The organism is Marivirga harenae, from assembly GCF_030534335.1.
In the GTDB taxonomy this organism is placed as follows: domain Bacteria; phylum Bacteroidota; class Bacteroidia; order Cytophagales; family Cyclobacteriaceae; genus Marivirga; species Marivirga harenae.
The window spans coordinates 1,408,055-1,426,614 of sequence record NZ_CP130565.1; the positions used below are offsets into that span (position 1 = coordinate 1,408,055).

The window sequence follows — 18,560 nt, forward strand, 5'->3', positions numbered from 1 at the left end:
TTTAGGAGGAGAAATAATACCTAAAAGTCGTTTTAAGTAAAGTGCAAATCGTATATTTAGCGAGCGTAGGATAATTTCTAATTTTTAGTTTAAATGCAGCCAAAAAAATTACTTTTTATTATCAATCCCAAATCAGGGGACAATGATAAATCATATTTGGAACGTCAAATCAAAAGCTTCTGTGCTAAAAATAATAAGGATTATGCGGTTTTCTATACAACGGGTCAAAATGATCTAGAAAAAATAAAAGAAAGGCAATCTGAATATAAAGCCGACACATTGGTGGCTTGTGGTGGCGATGGTACTGTGAATTTAATTGCTCAGATTGTTATAAATTCAGAAATTCAATTAGGAATTATTCCACTAGGATCTGCCAATGGCTTAGCTTATGAACTAGAAATTGAAGAAGGGGTAGTAGAAAGTTTAGAGCTAATCTTAAGAGGGAAAACAATTTCTATGGATGCAATCCGGATCAATGAAGAGTTCATTTGTCTTCATTTGAGTGATTTAGGTTTTAATGCCAAAATGATCAGAGAATTCGAAGAAAGCGGGGAAAGGGGTATGTTGGCCTATGCAAAAGCATTTTTTAGCTCGCTTGTCGATAAGAAAACCAATGAATTCAGAATTGATTTTAATGGCACTCAACAAACCATTAAAGCAGAAATGATTGTTCTTGCCAATGCTTCCAGCTATGGTTCAGGTGCTGTTATTAATCCAGGCAGCAAGTTGGATGATGGCACTTTTGAATTGGTTGTTTTTAAGCCAATTCCTTTAAGAGATTTGCTCTCCTTGACCCTAGAGTCTTTCCTTGGGGATATTAAAAACTCTCCTTATGTAGAAATTTATAGAGTAGAAGAGGCTAGAATTTATTGTCACGAGGCAGAGCTGCTGCAGGTGGATGGTGAATTGAAAGGTGACAATAAAGAGGTCAAGGCCGAGGTATTGAAAGGTGCTATCAAAGTCATTTCATAATAATGGAAAGTGAAAAATCTGGTAACCAAAAAACCCCTTTCAGAAAGGGGTTCATAGCAGTGATTTTAATTTCAATTGCTATTTTCGGTATTTATAATCTAGCAATTGACTTCTTAAAATATTTAGGAATTATTTAATAATCTGTAACCATTCCTTCCACTTCATTTAATTTTTTTATTGAAGACCTACCTGCAGTTGAATAAATTATTTGACCTTCTTTATTGACAACATAAAAGTAGGGCTGGTCTTTCTCTGTCATATTCAGTTGGTCTTCATAGTCCCCCATTTTTCCGCTATAAACTATCACATGGGGGTGTAATTTCTTATCTACGTCTTTCTGCATTTTCTTTATAGCGGAACCCGAAGCACCTCTTTTTAAACCAGTAAACATTGGAATAAAGACCACGTTTACATCCGGTTTCATTTCTGGAATTAAAGCATTCGGATCAGCCTCTCTAATAAATCTTTCCCAAATAGGCTGAAACCATGTTTTTAGATCATCTTCCGCTTTTTTGCTAAAAGCAATGCCAATTAGAGTCATTTTGTCTTGAGTTGCGGATGGGACGGTTATTTCTTCATCAGTTAGACTAGTTCCAGTCATCTCAGGAAAACTATCTCCCACTTGGGCGTTTGCAAACTGGATTGCTATAAATATAGTGGCGATTGTCAAGCTTAATTTTTTCATATCATTCGAAACGTTGATTATTTAATTCTGTTATAATTCTACTTTGGTAAAAATTTGGAACTTAGCCAAAACCTGTCAGGTTTACTAAAATCACAAAACTAAACTTTTGGTGTCTTATCGCATTAATTTTATGTGAAAACCTGACAGGTTTCCGTTCTATTGGGATTTAAAGAAGTAACTATAATCAAAAATAAAAAATATGCTAGAACATTTCTTTCAGTGCCCACATTGTTTTCAGGAAATCAGTATGTTGGTTGACATAAGTATTTCTAATCAGTCTTATGTGGAAGATTGCGAGGTTTGTTGCAACCCTTTGCAAATCAATTTGGAAATAGAGGAGGGGGAGATTATTTACTTTGAGGCGAACGCTGCTCAATGATTATATTTTGACACTTCAATACATTAGATTTTTTACTAAATTGACTTAAGAAAACTCAACCTACTTGTAATTATGAAAATTGACTGTTCAAATCAGCATATATTGGTCACGGGTGGCACCAGAGGGATTGGAGCTGCAATAACCAGAGCCTTAGTGGAATGTGGGGCTTATGTAGTCGCCCATTATAACCGTAATGAGGAATCTGCTCAAAAACTTAAAGCAGAATTGGGTTCGAGCATTCATTTGATTAAAGCAGATCTATCTGGGGCGATGGAAGTAGCACGACTATTTAGTGAGACTTTAGAATATTTTGATGGTAGATTAGATGGCATTGTCAATAATGCAGGAATTGCTTTATCGTCCGATATCCATAAAAATGCAGTAGAATGGACAGATGATTGGCTCAAAACCATGGATGTGAATGTAAATGCAGTAGGCTTGCTATGTAAAAGAAGCGTAGTACAATTCCAAAAACAGGAAGCGGGGGGCAGAATAGTCAATATCTCTTCTCGTGCTGCCTTTAGAGGCGATACGGCTGATTATTTGGCTTATGCTACTTCTAAGGGAGCTGTAGTTTCTTTAACTAAATCCATTGCCAGAGCTTTTGGAAAACAAAATATTAAAGCCTTTACGGTTGCTCCGGGTTTTGTAAGAACGGATATGGCGCAACAGTTTATTAACCAATATGGTGAAGATTATGCATTGAATGATATTGCGCTTACAAAACTTACGGAACCTAAAGATGTTGCCCCTACCATTGCTCTAATGATGAGTGGAATGATGGACCATGCTACTGGGACGACAATTGATATAAATGCAGGAAGCTATGTCCACTAGTAATTCTAAACAGAAGGAAAGGTGCCCCTGGTGTTTAGGTTTTGACCAATATGTTCAATACCATGATGAAGAGTGGGGCGTGCCAGTTCATGATGATCGAAAGCATTTTGAATTTTTAATCTTGGAAGGAGCTCAAGCGGGCTTGAGTTGGGCAACAGTTTTAAAGAAAAGAGAAAATTATAGAAAGCTTTTTGAGGATTTTGACCCCAAAAAAGTAGCAGAGTTTGATCAATCTAAAATTGAAGAGTTATTACAGAATGCTGGGATCATCCGCAATAAATTGAAAGTTAATGGAGCGGTCATCAATGCTCAAAAATTCCTTGAAGTACAGAAAGAGTTTGGAAGCTTTGATCAATATATTTGGTCTTTTGTTAATCATACGCCTATTGTCAACAAAATAAAATCAATGAAAGAAGCACCTGCTAATTCTCCTGAATCTGATGCCTTGAGCAAAGATTTAAAGAAAAGGGGTTTTAAGTTTGTAGGGAGTACCATCATGTATGCCCATATGCAAGCCTGTGGTTTGGTTAACGACCATTTGACCAGTTGTTTTCGGTATAAGGAATTATTTTTTGGTTTTTAAACACCGTAAAAAGAGAAGGGTTGCGATAACATTACATCAATCAAGGATGGGGAGATTCATTGAATTTGGGGCTATTAAAGCAGATATGAAATAGAAACTCATAAATGTTACAATGTAACATACAATAATTCGAAAAATTAAAACCTATTAAACTTATCACTACCACTGTTGCTATCTGTTTTATTAGAATAGGTATATAGAGTCTTGGCGGTAAAAAAATATGTTCTTATGTTTATAGTAATTAAATAAATGTACTATGAAAAAATTATTTTTTATACCAATAATTATTTTGTTGACTGTAGAGGTTTCTGCTCAGGATCAGAACATTGCCGCAATTACAGATTCACTTTTATCAATCTATAAAGATGAAGCGAAGCCTTATATCCTAAAAATGGCAGAAGGGAGGATAGACCCTAAAATTACAGATGAGAGAGTGCGAGAAATATCTCTAGAAACTATTGTAGGGTTAATTGAATCTAATCATAATCTCGTAAGACAGTACGTATTAAATGAAATAAATAATGATAGTAGCTTAAATATTGCACAAATCAATAATTTAATTCAAAATAAATACGAACGTTTCTACCCAAGTTTAGATTATATTTACTATTCTAAGGTAAATAAAAGGGTGAAAACCCTTATAATTGAACAATGATCTTAGTCATTTCCCCAACTTTCTAGAAAAATTGGGGATGATTTTATCTGAGGTTCTAAATTGGATATGTAATACCCAATGACACGTTGAGTTTTTGGTTGGATTATTAAAATTCTCTTTCAACTTATTAAAGTTTGGGTTGCAGAAAAAAGATTGAATTCTGCAAGTAACACTAAACTACTGCTCACAATATTTTAGAGCAAAGAAATAATCGGAACTCAAACTTAGAAGTGAATATTCAGTTTCTCTTATCATGAAGAAATTCATTTTACTTTTTGTACTTTCCATCTTTGCATGCTCAATCAATACTTCCAAAAAAGTAGAAATAGAGAAGCTGAGATTTAATTACACTGATGATGCCTACATATTTTTTAGAAATATGCGCCAATCAAATTACGATATAGAAGTAATGGAAAAAGGCGAATGGCGAATCTATAGGCATGAAGATAGACAAACCGATACCACGGAGTTTTACGTCAATATCTCATTAGTAGTCAATTGGAGAGTCAATAGAGTTTACCCTATAATTGAAATGACAAAAAGCTTCAATAAACAAAATTTTCAAGTGCATTGGGAGGCTATTGACTCAGAAGAAGAAGGAAGTATTTCAATGGAGGGTGAGAAACGTAAAGATGAGATGATTTTCACTGCCAAGCTTTACAATAAGCTGTCTGACGAAGTAGAAATGTTTGTGAATCATAACAATAAAAAGTTGCCGTTATTTGCTGACACGGATCAGAAAGAAGCTTTTCGAGTCAGTTTATATGATTTTTATAGAATGACGGGACAACTGTAAAAGAGTTTAAAAGTAGATAGAAATCATAAAGCACTGATGCATTAGGTTTTCCAAAAACATTCTTCTACCTTTGCAGTCCTCAAAACAAAGGGCTATTTTATTAATAAACAACAGCTTAAAATTTTGAGAGAATATTCACGAGAGGAGGTGTAAATTATGATCGTAATAAACGTAAAAGAAAACGAATCGATTGATAAAGCTTTAAAACGCTTTAAGAAGAAGTTTGAGAAGACCGGAGCTTTGAAAGAAGTACGTGCTCGTCAACACTTTGTAAAGCCTTCTGTTGCCAGAAGAAAAGAAGTTATCCGTGCCGCTTACAGGCAAAAAATGAGGGATTTAGACAGCTAATTTTTATTTAGCTATTCTCAAATATATTTATTAAGTTAGTATCCACTTGCAGTAATTGCTTGGGAAGGATACTAACTTTTTTTATGCTTAAAATCTTAGTATTTCTTTCCTAAAACTTATTGATAGCTTAGTTACTATATGCTCAATACTTTTTGGAAATATTTAGAATTTGAAAAACGCTACAGCCGTCATACTTTAGCTTCCTACCAAAACGATATAAATCAATTCGTCAGGTTTCTAGAAAGTCAATATCAGGTTCATAATCTGCTGAAGGCAGAGCATCGCCATATTCGTGCCTGGATTGTTGCTCTTATGCAAGAGCAGATCAATCCCAAAAGTATCAATAGGAAAATCATTTCTTTACGAACCTTCTATAAATTCGCCATATCTAGAGAAGGGATCAAGCAAAATCCTACTCAAAAAATCAAGGCTTTAAAAACAAGTAAAGAGCTGCCGCAATTTGTGCAAGAAAAAGAGATGGATAATCTTTTGTCCATTATTGAATTTGCAGACGATTTTGAAGGAAGTAGAGATGCTTTAATAATGGAGCTATTGTATGGAACAGGCATCAGGCTCTCTGAACTCCTTGGTTTAAAATATTCAGATTTCAATATGCAAGCCAAAACCATCAGGGTTTTAGGAAAAGGAAATAAAGAGAGAATTATTCCGTTTCATAATAAAATTTTGAGCCGATTGAATTCTTATATTTCTCATAAAAATAAAACGTTTTCGGGCAACGGCAACATAGCCTTAATCGTTTCTAATAATGGAAACGAAGCATATCCGATGATGATAAATCGAATTACAAAAAAATATCTCAATCAAGTTACTACAATAAGTAAAACAAGTCCTCATATTCTGAGGCACACATTTGCAACACATTTATTAAATAAAGGGGCAGACCTCAACGCAGTTAAAGATTTGCTGGGTCACAGCAGTTTAGCTGCTACTCAGGTCTATACCCATAATTCGCTTGATAAACTCAAAAAGGTGTTTGATCAAGCACATCCTAAAGCGTAAGTTTAACCGTAAAACACAAAAATCATGAAGCTACAAATGCATTCGATCCACTTTGACGCAGACGCAAAATTGCTAGACTTTATTCAAAAGAGAATTGACAAATTGGAAACCTTCTATGATCGATTTATCGATGGGGAAGTGTTTTTGAGATTGGACAAAGACTCTAATAATGCTAATAAAATCGTAGAAGTGAAATTAAATATTCCAGGTAATCAGCTATTTGCAAAAGAGAAAAGTGATTCTTTTGAAGCAGGAGTTGATAATGCTTCTGAAGCTTTAAGGAGACAGATCAAAAAATTCAAAGAAAAACAAATGGCACATTAAACAATTGACGTAAATATTAATTTTAAAAGAGCTCGATTTCAGTCGAGCTTTTTTAATTTTGCTTTCGTTATACTAAGATAAATGATAAGAAAATTATTATTAATTACCTTTCTAATAGGGTTTGCACTTTCCCTCAAGGCTCAATATGTAATGGAACAGGATAGCAGTATCCTATTGAATAATATGTACATCCAAATGGAAGTTAACGCTTCTGTTAATGCTATTTATAACGCAGAGCATGAAAAAGTGGAAAAAGATTTCAGGTGGTTGCGGTATCGTTTCCCAAACCACCCGCTACCCTACTTTTTGTATGGCTTAAATGAATGGTGGAAAATATTGCCCGAACCTTCCCACTATCCGAATAATGAAAAAATGATAGCATACTTGGATACCGCTCAGTTTTATGCGGAGTTCATGAAAGAAAGAGATGAAGATAATATGGAAGCCACTTTTTTCTTGGCCGCCATTCATGGCTTTAAAGGACGCTTCTATTCTGAAAATCAAAGCTGGACAAAAGCCGCCTTTGAAGCAAGAGATGCATTGAATTATATGGAGGAAAGTAAGGGAAATAAGAATTTAAGCCCTGAATTTCTTTTCGGTGATGCACTTTATAATTATTACGTAGAATGGGTTCCAGAGCACTACCCTATCCTGAGGCCTGTACTAAGATTTTTTGACGATGGAGATAAAGAGCTTGGCGTAGAGCAACTCACCAAAGTGGCTCAAAATGCGTTCTACACCCGTACCGAAGCCCAGTATTTTTTAATGAGAATCTGGGCATTAGATGAAGGTGAGTTACGGAAAGGCTTACAACTTTCAGAGTATCTTCATGAGACCTATCCTCAAAATGCTTATTTTCATAGATTTTACGCACGTTTACTCTATACAGCTGGAAGAATTCAAGATTCTGAGCGAGAATGTTTAGAAATATTTGCAAATATAGACAGTGCGAGGACAGGTTATGGCGGGACATCCGGGCGCTATGCTGGCTTTTTCTTGGGACAAATTTATGAACGCCAGGCTAAGTTAGACGAGGCAAAAAAATATTACGAAAGGGCAATGATTTCTTCAGAAAGCGTAGGAGAAGAAGAGGCCGGTTACTATCTTTTTAGTATTTATCACCTAGGGCTTATCGCAGAAAAGCAAGGTGAAGTTGAGCTGGCTGAAGAATACTACAAAAAAACTAAGAAAAAAGCAGGACGGAAGCAAGCGGTTTTCAAAAGTGCTAAAGATAAGCTGAAAGATTTGTAGATTTAGGCGTTGAAAACTATAGATTTCATCATAGCGCCTATCACATTCTTTCTCCTAATGTTTATTGCATATGGAATAAGAGAAATTTCGGCTGATGGCGAAACCAGAAAATATTTTTTTCCGGCTCTTCTGCTGAAGATGATTGGAGCAATTGGTGTGGGATTGATCTATCAATTTTACTACGGTGGAGGAGATACTTTCTCGTACTATACCCATGGGGCATCGCATATTGTTGAGGCCTTTTATGATAGTTTTTCTGCTGGATGGAAACTACTCACAGCAAACGGAGAATTTGATCCGGAAACTTATAAATATTCCTCCAAAATATGGATGTACCGTGATACCACCTCCTATTTTATTGTTAGAATAGCTTCCGTTTTTGGTGTACTTACCTATAATTCTTATGCAGGAGTAGCTTTGTTATTTGCATTTTTCTCCTTCTGGGGCCTGTGGCTGATGTATCAATCATTTTGTCAAATCTATCCAGAACTCAAACTTCAATTTGCCATAGCTATATTTTTTGTTCCTACTGTTCTTTTCTGGGGATCAGGTATTTTAAAAGATACGGTGACCCTAGGAGCATCAGGATTTCTTGTTTATTCATTTATCCAAATCTTTTTTGAAAGACAGAAATTGATCAGGAATATTATTTTGTTGCTTTTGTCAATCTATATTATCACTTCCATAAAACTTTACATATTTCTATGTTTAATGCCTGCATTAATTTTGTGGTATTTCTTCTATAGAATTGGTAGAATTCCCTCTTTTGTGCTAAGAATTATGGTGGCCCCATTTCTACTAGCAATTGGAGCGGCATTGGCATATTATGTAGCCTTAAAAGCCGGAGAAGATAATAGTAGATATGCTTTGGATCAAATAGCAGAAACTGCTCAAGTTACGGCTTATGATATTCGCTACTGGACCGGTAAGGATGCAGGCTCAGGTTATTCTTTGGGAGAATTGGATGGAACTTTCGGGAGTATGCTCAGACTAGCCCCTCAAGCCATAAATGTTTCTTTGTTTCGACCGTACCTTTGGGAAGTCAATAATCCTTTAATGTTGCTTTCTGCCTTAGAAGCACTTTTTTTATTAGCCCTCACCATAAGACTTTTTTACAGGAATAAATTCATTCATCTCACTCAAAGTGCGAAGTCTCCCATCATTTTATTTTGCTTAATTTTCGCCATTATTTTTGTATTTGGCGTTGGAATATCTACTTATAATTTTGGAACGCTTTCCAGATATAGAATAGTGATGGTTCCATTTTACCTCATGGCAGTTTTTATGTTGGACTTTCATGCAAAAGTTAAGGCATCTCGAAACGATTTAAGAGAATAGGCATTGTCTTGTATCTACATAAAATAATAACGCATATAAAATTTATTACATATTAGCTGAGTTTTTATTATATTGCTGTTACGTGAAAGGTTCAATTTCAACACAAAATTTACCACCGCTACTAAATCCCTATGAATCCTGCAGAATTTGAAAAATTAAAGCTTCTCTATGATCAAGTTGAGTCATTGACTAAATCAGGGGCATGGGAATTGGATCTCCAAAATAATGAATTGTCTTGGTCAGAGGGAGTCTTCAAAATGCTTGGCTTTGAGCCTAATGAATTTGAGGTAACTTTTGAAAAGGGCCTATCTGTTATTCACCCTAAGGACAGGCAACGTGCCACAGCATTGATGGAAGAAGTCGTGCGAAATAAGACAGAATATAAAATAGAGAAAAGACTAATTAAAAAGTCTGGAGAAACTATTCATGTTCGTTCAAAGGCCAAGTTATTTTATGATAATGATGGAAAACCCAGAAAGCTCATTGGGGTTTTTCAAGATATTAGTGATTTTGTCAATGCCCAAAAGCAAGTTGAAGAGCAAAACTCACTCACAAATGACATAATTAGAAATTTACCTGCTATATTTTTTCTATTTAATCGAGATGGAAAGATCCATGTGTGGAATAAGCAATTAAAGAAAGTAACAGAATTTAGCGATGCAGAAATTGCTTCCAAAAAAGTTGAAGATTTCTTTCAGGGAGAAGAAAGAACTAAGGTAAAACACCAAATCGGAGAAGTTTTTAGAACGGGCCATGCTGAAATAGAAACCTCGATTACTAATAACAAAGGCAGAAATATACCCCTCTATTTCACCGCTTCATTAATTCAGTACAAAGGCGAGGAGTGCGTGTTCGGAACTGGGACTGATATTACTGAAAGAGTTTCGCTGCTGCATGAGCTCCAATTACTTGTTGACAATACTGAGGAAGCGTATACTTATTTGGATAGAGAGTGGAAAGTAGTATCATTCAATAAACAAATGAGTACTCATTCTAATTTCCTTTTGCAAAGTGCTATTGAAAAAGGAAAGTCTCTCCTAGATGCAGTAAAGTTAGATCAACGGGAAGATTTAAAAATGTGCCTAAAATTAGTTTCTAATGGAGAGGAAGTGAACAAGATCGTTCAAGACCAGGGATCAGAGGCCAAACAATTTTACGAACTGAAGTTAAAGCCAATTTTTTCAGAAAAGGATGAAGTTGTAGGAATTTTCCTCACTTCTTTGAATGTCACTGAGGCGCTAAAAGCAAGAAAGGAGCTAGAGGCAAGCCAAGAGAAACTTCAACAAGTTTTGGATAGTTCTCTGGACACTCTGTGTACTATAGATGAAAATGGTATTTTTCAAATGGTAAGTAGTTCATCTGAGCAGTTATGGGGCTATAAACCTGAAGAACTAGAAGGTCAGCCATTTTTGCAATTTATTATCGAGGAAGATCGAGATTTAACACTAGCTGTGGCTGAAGAAATCCAAAAAGGCAAGACATTTAGAAACTTTCGAAATCGATATAGGCACAAAGAAGGATACATAGTACCCGTTGTTTGGTCAGGCTATTGGGAATCAAGCCAAAATTTAATGAACTGCATTGCAAGAGATGCTTCGGATCAGTTGAAAGATGAAGAGGAACTCTACATGAGTGAAAGAAGATTTAAAGCTTTGGTCCAAGAGGGGGGAGATTTAATTGCGATATTAAATTTAGACGGTATTTACAAGTATGTCAGTCCAACATCAACAACAATCTTAGACCGTGATCCAGGTGAGTTTTTGGGGAAAAGTGCTTTTGATTTTATTCATCCTAACGATTTAGAGTGGGTGCGTGATGAGTTTACTAAGTTAGAAAGAGAAAGAAACATCAATTTACCTGCTTTTCGTTTCTTAAATGGTAGAGGAGAATGGCGGTGGGTTGAATCTTCTTTATCAAATCTTTTAGATGAGCCACATGTGAAAGGCATAGTCGCAAATTCAAGAGATGTTACAGAAAAGATTGAACTGCAGCAAACAGTTGATAATGCTATAAAACTAGCGAGAGTTGGGGGTTGGGAAATAAATATGAAGACTAATGAACATTTTTGGTCTCCCACGACCAAAGAGATTCATGAGGTCCCAGATGATTTTACGCCAGATTTAGACACAGCGATAAATTTTTATCACTCGGATTACCGCGAAAAAGTTACTGAAGCAGTAGAAAAAGCTATCAGTAGTGGAGACTCGTTTGACTTTGAAGCCCTCATAATCACATTTAAAGGGCATGAAAGATGGGTCAGGGCAAAAGGAAATGCAGAATTCCTTGAGGGTCAATGTGTTCGTTTATACGGTAGTTTCCAAGATATACATGATCAAAAAATCGTGGAGCTTCGTTTAGAGAAAATTTCCAATAATGTGCCAGGCGTGATTTTTCAATATCATTTAAAATCTGACGGTACAGATTTATTAGATTTCGTTAGCAAAAGATCTGAAGAAATCTTTGGTTTCACTCCTGAAGAATGCATGCAGACTACGGAGGTAATTTGGAGCCGAATAGAAGCAGGTGGGGATATGCCACAAATGAAAGAATCCATTCTTAAATCTGCTGATCAATTAACTCCTTGGCATTTTGTTTGGAGATATCATCATCCTAATGGGATGATTCGATACCATGAGGGTTCTGGCAATCCTCAAAAACTTTCGAATGGAACAGTTATTTGGGACTCTATTATCACCGATATTACGGATTTTAAAGAATTGGAAATACTTGCAGAAAGAACTGCTGGTTTAGCAAAGATCGGAAGTTGGGAATTGAATTGGCGCAATGGAAAAGAAGAAGTTTATTGGTCTCCCATGACAAAGGAAATATTGGAAGTCGATGCTGAATATAACCCCTCATTATCAGATGGTTTATCGTTCTATTCTGACCACAGTAGGAATTTAATTGAAGAGGCTATCAATGAATTAATTGATACAGCTAAAGAATTTGATTTGGAACTCCTAATAAAAACTCAGAACGGAAACGAGAAATGGGTGAGGTGTATTGGTCAAGCGGATAGAATAGGAGGAAAAACCAACCGAATTTTTGGGAGCTATCAAGATATTGATAAACAAAAGAAATCAAGGATAGCTTTGCAGGAGGCACTAAAAGACAGAAAAGATATTTTAGAGAGTATAGGGGACGCGTTTTTTGCCGTTGATAACGATTGGACAGTTACTTATTGGAATAGAGAGGCGGAAAATGTCTTGGGTAAGAAGAGACACGAAATCCTTAATAAGAATTTGTGGACAGAATATGGTGACGCTATTAATCTTAAATTCTATACGGAGTATCATAAAGCCGTAGAATTACAACAAAAAGTTCACTTTGAAGAGTATTTCCCTCCTTTAAAGAAATGGTTTGAAGTAAGTGCATATCCTTCGAAAAAAGGATTATCTGTGTATTTTAAGGACGTCACTTTGAGGAAAAGTGCTGATGAAGAGATTAAGCAATCAAATGAAAGATTTGAAAAAGTAGCCTTAGCCACCAGCGATGCTATTTGGGATTGGGATTTGCTAACTGGAGAATCCTTACGCTTTGGGACGGGCTTTGAAAAAAGGTTTGGATACTCTAATGAGGAGGCGAATAAATCTCCTACATTTTGGAAACAAAAAGTGCACCCTGATGATCTAACTCAAGTATTAAAATCTCAAAAAGAAGCACTTCATAATAAAAGTGTAAATTTTTGGAAGGAAGAATATAGATTTAAAAAGAAATCTGGAGAATATGCATATGTCATTGATAAGGGATATATCGTTAGGAGCGACAGCGGAAGAGCTATTCGAATGATCGGGGCTACCACTGACATAAGTGATCGTAAAGCTTATGAAACATCATTAGTTGAAATAAATGAAAAACTGGAAAAGCAAACCCATGCCCTTTCTGTTTCAAACGCGGAATTAGAACAATTTGCCTATGTGGCTTCTCATGATTTACAAGAACCCTTACGGATGGTTTCTGGATTTCTGACACAACTTGAAAAAAAATATGGAAATCAGCTTGACGATAAAGCGAATCAATATATTCATTTTGCGGTAGATGGAGCCAAACGAATGCGCCAAATCATTTTAGATTTATTGGACTTTTCAAGAATCGGTAAAGAAGAAGCAGAACAAACAGAGGTCAATTTGAATGATGTGGTACAAGAAGTTTGTTTATTACACCGAAAGCAAATAGAAGAGCTAAATGCAGAGGTGCTATTTGATAATTTGCCAAAGATCACTGGTCACCCTTCTCCAATGATTCAATTATTTCAGAATTTAATTTCTAATGCACTAAAGTACAGAGACTCAAAAATACCACCAAAAGTCTTAATTAAAGCGAGAAAGCTAAAAAAGGACTGGAAGTTTTCTGTTGCAGACAATGGCATTGGAATAGAAAAAAAATACTTTGATAGGATCTTCAACATTTTTCAAAGACTTCATAATAAGACAGAATATTCAGGTACAGGTATGGGACTGGCCATAGTGAAAAAGATTATAGAAAGCCAAAACGGAAAAATTTGGGTTGACTCTGAAAAAGGAAAAGGCACAACATTCTATTTTACGATTCCTATAAATCAATCAAGGGAAATTTAAGCTTAGGGCTCCTTTATTACTTATTAAATTAGAAATTAATAGAAGTAGTATTTTTACCTGTCACATATACTATTTTTGAATAAAAACATGTATCTTACTAAGATTGAATTTAACATTAACAACTATAAATTCAAAAACTATGATTTTTATCATGTTTTTTGAAATACGAAGCCGGAAAAGTTTATTTTTTCAGGATGAATAAATTATTTTGTAAAAATGAAATTTTAAATAGAGATTAATATTATGTTTAATCGAAAACAATCTACAAGGTGCTGATGATTCCATGAGTAGCTTCAAATATTCAAAACCAAAAAAATGAAACCCATACGTATCCTGTTAGTGGAAGATAATGAAGGAGATATAGTGCTAACAACAGAAGCATTAGAAGATAGTAAATTCATCAATGAAGTTGATGTTGCTAGAAATGGAAGAGAAGCACTTGACCATCTTATGAAGAAAAGAGGATATGAAGAAGCCATTCTGCCGGATTTGATTTTATTAGATATAAACCTGCCCATTATGAGTGGCCATGAAGTTTTATTAGAAATAAAAAATGATAAGAATCTAAATAGCATACCTGTTATTATGCTCACTACTTCCTCTTCAGATACTGACATCAAAAAAGCATATCATAACCATGCTAATTGTTTTATCAGTAAGCCAGTCGAAATTGATGAATTTATGACTGCTATTTCTGGTATTGAACAATTTTGGTTCAGTATAGTAAGTTTACCTAGAGATCAGAATTAGTATGTCTAAAAATTTAAATCGATATGATATTTTAGTTGTTGAGGACAATCCTGGGGATTACCTCTTGGTTGAAGATTTTCTACTTGAAACCCGTGTGACTAAGAACATTAGATTGGCTAAAGATTTTCAATCGGCAAGGGATATACTTAAAGATGAGTTATCTCATATTGATTTGATATTTCTCGATCTTAGTTTGCCAGATTTAGAGGGGGAGGAATTGATTTCCAGAATTAAAGAATACTCAAAAAATGTACCCATCATTATTCTAACAGGTTACACTGATGTAGACTTTGCCATTAAAACCTTGTCCTTAGGAGCTTCTGATTATCTTTTGAAAGATGTATTAAATACAACAGTGCTGCATAAGAGCATCCTATATAACATAGAGCGAAATAAAACAATGGTCAATTTGAAGGAATCAGAACAAAGATATTCTGATCTCTTTCATTTTAGCCCTTTACCCATGTGGGTTTATGATAAGAAATCCTTAAAATTTTTGGATGTAAACGATGCGGCTATCGAACATTATGGATATTCCTATGAAGAGTTTCTTGCAATGGATATTACTGACATTAGACCCCCAGAGGAAATATCTGCATTGAAGGACTCTATGATAAAGCAAAGACAACCCAATAAGAATATATATCATGGTGAATTTACTCATTTAAAGAAAAATGGGGACAGAATAAGAGTGGAGATACGTTCCAATAGCTTTCTTTTTAGAGGGCTACAAGCTCAAATTATTTTAGTCAATGACGTAACTGAAAGGAATCTTCATATAGAAGCGGTTGAGAAACAGAATGAAATATTAAAGGATATTGCATGGACACAATCGCATGTGGTGAGGGCCCCTCTTGCTCGCTTAATGGGCTTGGTCAATGCCATGAAGAATGAGAGAATTACAGATAGTGATAAGGAAATCTTTTATAATCATATTTTGAAATCAGCCGAGGAATTAGATGAAATAGTAAAATCCGTGGTGAGTAAATCTCAGGAAATAAACGTAAATAGCCAAAACGAATGAACTTAAAAAACCTAATTGTTGATGATGATGAAATATCCTTGATGCTATCCGAAATGATAGTAGAAGGGGATTCTTTTTTTCAAAAGCCCCAAAAATTTTTAGATGGAACTTACGCCTTAGAGTTTTTGCGGGAGGACTATTCACAAGACAAAACCTACGCAATTATTTTGGATATCAACATGCCGTTTATGAATGGTTGGGAGTTTTTGGAAAACATTGAGCATTTTGTATCATCTGATAACACCTATGTTTTTATGCTAAGTTCGTCTTCTGACAAAGCAGATATTCAGAAATCCGATAAGTTTAAACTTGTAAAAGGATATTTTACCAAGCCTTTGCAAAAAGAGCATTTAGAGCAAATTCAAGAGCTTATTTCTAAATAAAAAAACTTCTAGCTTTTCACTCTTTTATAAACCAACTTCTTTTGTTGTTTCCTCGAATTAACAAAACCCGTAACAAAAGGAAATAAAATTGCGGATGTGATGACTATTGTCTGTATAATAAGTTCTTTATTCATTTGTATATTTTTATGTACTGTTGGAGATTTAACGCCAAGCTTGCATTAATGTTTTGAAATTAAACTAATAAATTAAAACTCTACTTTAAGGTTATGAAGTCTGTCATATAATTCTACTTTACCGCCATTTATTTTATTTCCATCATAGATAATGCTTTTTGCTTCTGGAAATTCAAAAGCTATAGTCCAGTTATGTAATTGAGAAACTCGGATTTCCAAGATATTCCCTACTCTTTTTGCTGATATATCGAGCTTATTGTTTCCAATCCTAATATTCTGTAGACTTACATCTTTCCAGTCTGTAGGTAAATTAGGTTTTATTATAATTTCATTTTTCCAGGCTTTTGGCCTAATACCAAAAAACTCTTCTACTACAGGTACTGCTACTGCATAAATATTCCAAGCCTGCGTCATCATACCGAAATCAGGGCTGACTTCATACATTGAGCCAGGTAGAGCGTAACTAAATGAGTTTTGTAGCATTTTCAAATATGCTAATGCTTTATCTGGGTTTCCGTATTTTGCTTCCGCAATGGCCTGCACTCCAGTGGGTAAAGTCATTACAGCTCCTACATAACTAAAAGATTGCCATTTGGCGGCTTTTTCCTGCTTTTCATCACGGTCGATACCAGTAACAAATATTCCAAACCTACTTCGATATTTTTCTGCGGTTGCTAAGGCCGCAGTAGCTTTTTCTTGATCGGCAGCTCCAACTTCCATTGGGGTATTGACTATCCAATTATGGTGAACTACAAATGGAGAAGGGCCGCTTATCTCCATGGATTTAATGGTATCTAAAGTAGTCTCTAATTCAATGACCGACCAGGGCTTTTCAATGCTGTCCGCTCTTATAATAGCAGCTTCGGTCAGTTTTATTGCTTCTGATTTGGTGGCTCGAAAATCCGCATAAGAGTTAAATTCCTCTACCCACCATTCAGAATTAATTTTTGATTGTAGCTTTTTAGCTTTTTCCAAGTACTCATCAACCAAGACCTTGTCGCTTTTTACTTTCGCAAAATTGGCTGCTGCCAAGTACATTTCATATTGATAAGACACTACATCTATCATTTCACTATCAAGACCATGGATTTCCATCATGCCTGCACCATCCGGATAACCGTTTCCATTGGTATCTTGAGACTCAATCCAATCAACTGCGCTATGTACTAAGTCGTAGTACTTCAGTAATACATCATCTCCAGTCCACGCGTAAGCCTTCCAAAGCATACTAACAAATTTTGGAGTAGTATTTAGATTCCCTGGATTAAAAACTACGCCATTTGTAGAAGCTTCGTGCATGATTCTCCCATTCTTTCCATTAATCTTTTCAGATAATTTTACAACCAAATCTATGGTTTGTAAAGCTTGTTGATGCATTCCAGATGCCAATAAGCCCTGCACAGCATAACCATTATCAGTACCAAACCACCAGGGGTAGTCTGGGCTTCCTGCGGTTAAGCCAGTTCCAACATCTGGGACCTCTTGCATCAACCATTCTGTATTATATTTCAACCACCTGAACATTTGATCAAAGTCTTTGTCTTGGGTTTTCAAATTATTAGTTTCACTTACTTTTTGGTAAGCATCTATTTTCTCCCTTAATAAGGTTTCAGGGGTACTAGATAAATATCGAGATGTATTGATAACTTCTTTTTCACTTTTATAAGAGCCGCTAATTATTAAATAAATGGTTTTTCTTTCATTTCCTTTCAGATTTATCGATCGACTCAAAGCATGGTCAAAGCCGTTTCCTCTTCTTTTTATTTTACAAGAGTTCTCGGAATTAGATGGTTTGAAATCCTTTCCGCTAATAGCGGCATACCAATTATTTCCCGAGTCTTTTGCTAGAAAAGTATTATTTCTGTTCTTCCATTCTCCCTCATCATCAAAGTCTTCAATATTTAAAGAATCAGCCAACCAGGCAGGGCGAATATCAATAGCAGTGTTAAATGTAAAAGTGAATTTATTTTCTGACGCAAGAATGTTCTCTAATTGATAGGCTACAATTAATCCGTTTTCATTTCCCGGAACAAAATGGAATTGTGCTACTTTTAAGCCTAGATTCTTAGCCCTAAAAATATGTTCACTACCAATCGGATAATTAATAAATTGGTCAGCTTGAGTTAAGCATACATGTTCATTATTTTTTTTAATGTCCGCATGATATCCATCTAGCAATTTAACGGGAGGCATCCACACGCCTCCCATTTCGCCTTCTATATGCCAACCTAAATCTGGGAAAGTACCGTTTTGGTGACCCACCACATAGAGTCTTTTACCCGCACTTAAGAAGGGACTATTTTTATATTCTGAGTTGCCTTCAATTTTTTCTAAATTGTTAACCTGAGTAAAAAAATCTAGGGATTTATCATTTTGACAGCTTAATAAAAAGATGCTTAGTATTAATGCGATATTTCTCATAATATGTAAATTGACTAAATTTTATAATAAGTTAAATTTAGTTCTTTGTCACATGAAAAATGAGGTTTATTGTAAAATTATAA

17 protein-coding genes are annotated in these 18,560 nt (G+C 35.2%); 15 read left to right on the forward strand and 2 right to left on the reverse strand.

What is annotated here, in order from left to right; translation table 11 throughout:
- The first annotated feature begins 93 nt into the window (after positions 1–93).
- Positions 94–972, forward strand: coding sequence for a diacylglycerol/lipid kinase family protein (locus tag Q3Y49_RS05975; RefSeq protein WP_303271376.1), 879 nt, complete (start codon positions 94–96; stop codon positions 970–972).
- Positions 973–1,105: 133 nt separating this feature from the next.
- Here Q3Y49_RS05975 and Q3Y49_RS05980 read toward each other — a convergent pair whose 3' ends face one another.
- Positions 1,106–1,657, reverse strand: coding sequence for a hypothetical protein (locus Q3Y49_RS05980; RefSeq protein WP_303271377.1), 552 nt, complete (start codon positions 1,655–1,657; stop codon positions 1,106–1,108).
- A gap of 199 nt (positions 1,658–1,856) precedes the next feature.
- Here Q3Y49_RS05980 and Q3Y49_RS05985 point away from each other — a divergent pair, with 199 nt between their 5' ends.
- From Q3Y49_RS05985 to Q3Y49_RS06050, 14 genes are all read left to right on the forward strand, one after another.
- Positions 1,857–2,036, forward strand: a complete 180-nt coding sequence (locus tag Q3Y49_RS05985; protein WP_303271378.1) for a CPXCG motif-containing cysteine-rich protein — start codon at positions 1,857–1,859, stop codon at positions 2,034–2,036.
- Positions 2,037–2,108: 72 nt separating this feature from the next.
- Positions 2,109–2,873 carry an SDR family NAD(P)-dependent oxidoreductase gene (locus Q3Y49_RS05990; protein ID WP_303271379.1) on the forward strand — a complete coding sequence of 255 codons (765 nt, stop codon included), beginning with the start codon at positions 2,109–2,111 and terminating at the stop codon, positions 2,871–2,873.
- Complete coding sequence (locus Q3Y49_RS05995) at positions 2,863–3,456, forward strand: DNA-3-methyladenine glycosylase I (protein WP_303271380.1); 594 nt, start codon at positions 2,863–2,865, stop codon at positions 3,454–3,456. Before Q3Y49_RS05990 ends, Q3Y49_RS05995 begins: the two co-directional genes overlap by 11 nt.
- Positions 3,457–3,712: 256 nt before the next feature.
- Positions 3,713–4,111, forward strand: coding sequence for a hypothetical protein (locus tag Q3Y49_RS06000; protein ID WP_303271381.1), 399 nt, complete (start codon positions 3,713–3,715; stop codon positions 4,109–4,111).
- A 253-nt stretch (positions 4,112–4,364) separates the two neighbouring features.
- Positions 4,365–4,907 (forward strand): hypothetical protein, encoded by a 543-nt coding sequence (locus Q3Y49_RS06005; RefSeq protein WP_303271382.1) that lies wholly within the window; start codon positions 4,365–4,367, stop codon positions 4,905–4,907.
- A gap of 156 nt (positions 4,908–5,063) precedes the next feature.
- The gene (gene rpsU / locus Q3Y49_RS06010; RefSeq protein WP_303271383.1) at positions 5,064–5,255 is read left to right on the forward strand and encodes a 30S ribosomal protein S21; all 192 of its coding nucleotides are present in this window, start codon (positions 5,064–5,066) and stop codon (positions 5,253–5,255) included.
- A gap of 138 nt (positions 5,256–5,393) precedes the next feature.
- On the forward strand, positions 5,394–6,275 hold the full coding sequence (locus Q3Y49_RS06015; RefSeq protein ID WP_303271384.1) for a tyrosine-type recombinase/integrase: 882 nt from the start codon (positions 5,394–5,396) through the stop codon (positions 6,273–6,275).
- A 24-nt stretch (positions 6,276–6,299) separates the two neighbouring features.
- The gene (hpf, locus tag Q3Y49_RS06020; protein WP_303271385.1) at positions 6,300–6,599 is read left to right on the forward strand and encodes a ribosome hibernation-promoting factor, HPF/YfiA family; all 300 of its coding nucleotides are present in this window, start codon (positions 6,300–6,302) and stop codon (positions 6,597–6,599) included.
- Positions 6,600–6,680: 81 nt separating this feature from the next.
- Positions 6,681–7,850, forward strand: coding sequence for a tetratricopeptide repeat protein (locus Q3Y49_RS06025; RefSeq protein WP_303271386.1), 1,170 nt, complete (start codon positions 6,681–6,683; stop codon positions 7,848–7,850).
- A 57-nt stretch (positions 7,851–7,907) separates the two neighbouring features.
- The gene (locus Q3Y49_RS06030) at positions 7,908–9,188 is read left to right on the forward strand and encodes a hypothetical protein (RefSeq protein WP_303271387.1); all 1,281 of its coding nucleotides are present in this window, start codon (positions 7,908–7,910) and stop codon (positions 9,186–9,188) included.
- A gap of 131 nt (positions 9,189–9,319) precedes the next feature.
- The gene (locus Q3Y49_RS06035; protein WP_303271388.1) at positions 9,320–13,765 is read left to right on the forward strand and encodes a PAS domain-containing protein; all 4,446 of its coding nucleotides are present in this window, start codon (positions 9,320–9,322) and stop codon (positions 13,763–13,765) included.
- Positions 13,766–14,080: 315 nt separating this feature from the next.
- A complete protein-coding gene (locus Q3Y49_RS06040) occupies positions 14,081–14,515 on the forward strand; it encodes a response regulator (RefSeq protein ID WP_303271389.1) in 435 nt (144 codons plus the stop codon).
- Position 14,516: 1 nt separating this feature from the next.
- On the forward strand, positions 14,517–15,539 hold the full coding sequence (locus Q3Y49_RS06045) for a response regulator (protein ID WP_303271390.1): 1,023 nt from the start codon (positions 14,517–14,519) through the stop codon (positions 15,537–15,539).
- Positions 15,536–15,922 (forward strand): response regulator, encoded by a 387-nt coding sequence (locus Q3Y49_RS06050; protein ID WP_303271391.1) that lies wholly within the window; start codon positions 15,536–15,538, stop codon positions 15,920–15,922. Before Q3Y49_RS06045 ends, Q3Y49_RS06050 begins: the two co-directional genes overlap by 4 nt.
- 206 nt (positions 15,923–16,128) lie before the next feature.
- Here the strand turns inward: Q3Y49_RS06050 and Q3Y49_RS06055 are convergent, their stop codons facing one another.
- Complete coding sequence (locus Q3Y49_RS06055) at positions 16,129–18,477, reverse strand: glucosidase family protein (RefSeq protein ID WP_303271392.1); 2,349 nt, start codon at positions 18,475–18,477, stop codon at positions 16,129–16,131.
- Positions 18,478–18,560 lie beyond the last annotated feature (83 nt).

Bases quoted from the DNA above. Each gene is read 5' to 3' on its own strand.
- Q3Y49_RS05975 (WP_303271376.1), top strand. From the start codon at position 94: ATGCAGCCAAAAAAATTACTTTTTATTATCAATCCCAAATCAGGGGAC.
- Q3Y49_RS05980 (WP_303271377.1), bottom strand. From the start codon at position 1,657: ATGAAAAAATTAAGCTTGACAATCGCCACTATATTTATAGCAATCCAG.
- Q3Y49_RS05985 (WP_303271378.1), top strand. From the start codon at position 1,857: ATGCTAGAACATTTCTTTCAGTGCCCACATTGTTTTCAGGAAATCAGT.
- Q3Y49_RS05990 (WP_303271379.1), top strand. From the start codon at position 2,109: ATGAAAATTGACTGTTCAAATCAGCATATATTGGTCACGGGTGGCACC.
- Q3Y49_RS05995 (WP_303271380.1), top strand. From the start codon at position 2,863: ATGTCCACTAGTAATTCTAAACAGAAGGAAAGGTGCCCCTGGTGTTTA.
- Q3Y49_RS06000 (WP_303271381.1), top strand. From the start codon at position 3,713: ATGAAAAAATTATTTTTTATACCAATAATTATTTTGTTGACTGTAGAG.
- Q3Y49_RS06005 (WP_303271382.1), top strand. From the start codon at position 4,365: ATGAAGAAATTCATTTTACTTTTTGTACTTTCCATCTTTGCATGCTCA.
- rpsU (WP_303271383.1), top strand. From the start codon at position 5,064: ATGATCGTAATAAACGTAAAAGAAAACGAATCGATTGATAAAGCTTTA.
- Q3Y49_RS06015 (WP_303271384.1), top strand. From the start codon at position 5,394: ATGCTCAATACTTTTTGGAAATATTTAGAATTTGAAAAACGCTACAGC.
- hpf (WP_303271385.1), top strand. From the start codon at position 6,300: ATGAAGCTACAAATGCATTCGATCCACTTTGACGCAGACGCAAAATTG.
- Q3Y49_RS06025 (WP_303271386.1), top strand. From the start codon at position 6,681: ATGATAAGAAAATTATTATTAATTACCTTTCTAATAGGGTTTGCACTT.
- Q3Y49_RS06030 (WP_303271387.1), top strand. From the start codon at position 7,908: ATGTTTATTGCATATGGAATAAGAGAAATTTCGGCTGATGGCGAAACC.
- Q3Y49_RS06035 (WP_303271388.1), top strand. From the start codon at position 9,320: ATGAATCCTGCAGAATTTGAAAAATTAAAGCTTCTCTATGATCAAGTT.
- Q3Y49_RS06040 (WP_303271389.1), top strand. From the start codon at position 14,081: ATGAAACCCATACGTATCCTGTTAGTGGAAGATAATGAAGGAGATATA.
- Q3Y49_RS06045 (WP_303271390.1), top strand. From the start codon at position 14,517: ATGTCTAAAAATTTAAATCGATATGATATTTTAGTTGTTGAGGACAAT.
- Q3Y49_RS06050 (WP_303271391.1), top strand. From the start codon at position 15,536: ATGAACTTAAAAAACCTAATTGTTGATGATGATGAAATATCCTTGATG.
- Q3Y49_RS06055 (WP_303271392.1), bottom strand. From the start codon at position 18,477: ATGAGAAATATCGCATTAATACTAAGCATCTTTTTATTAAGCTGTCAA.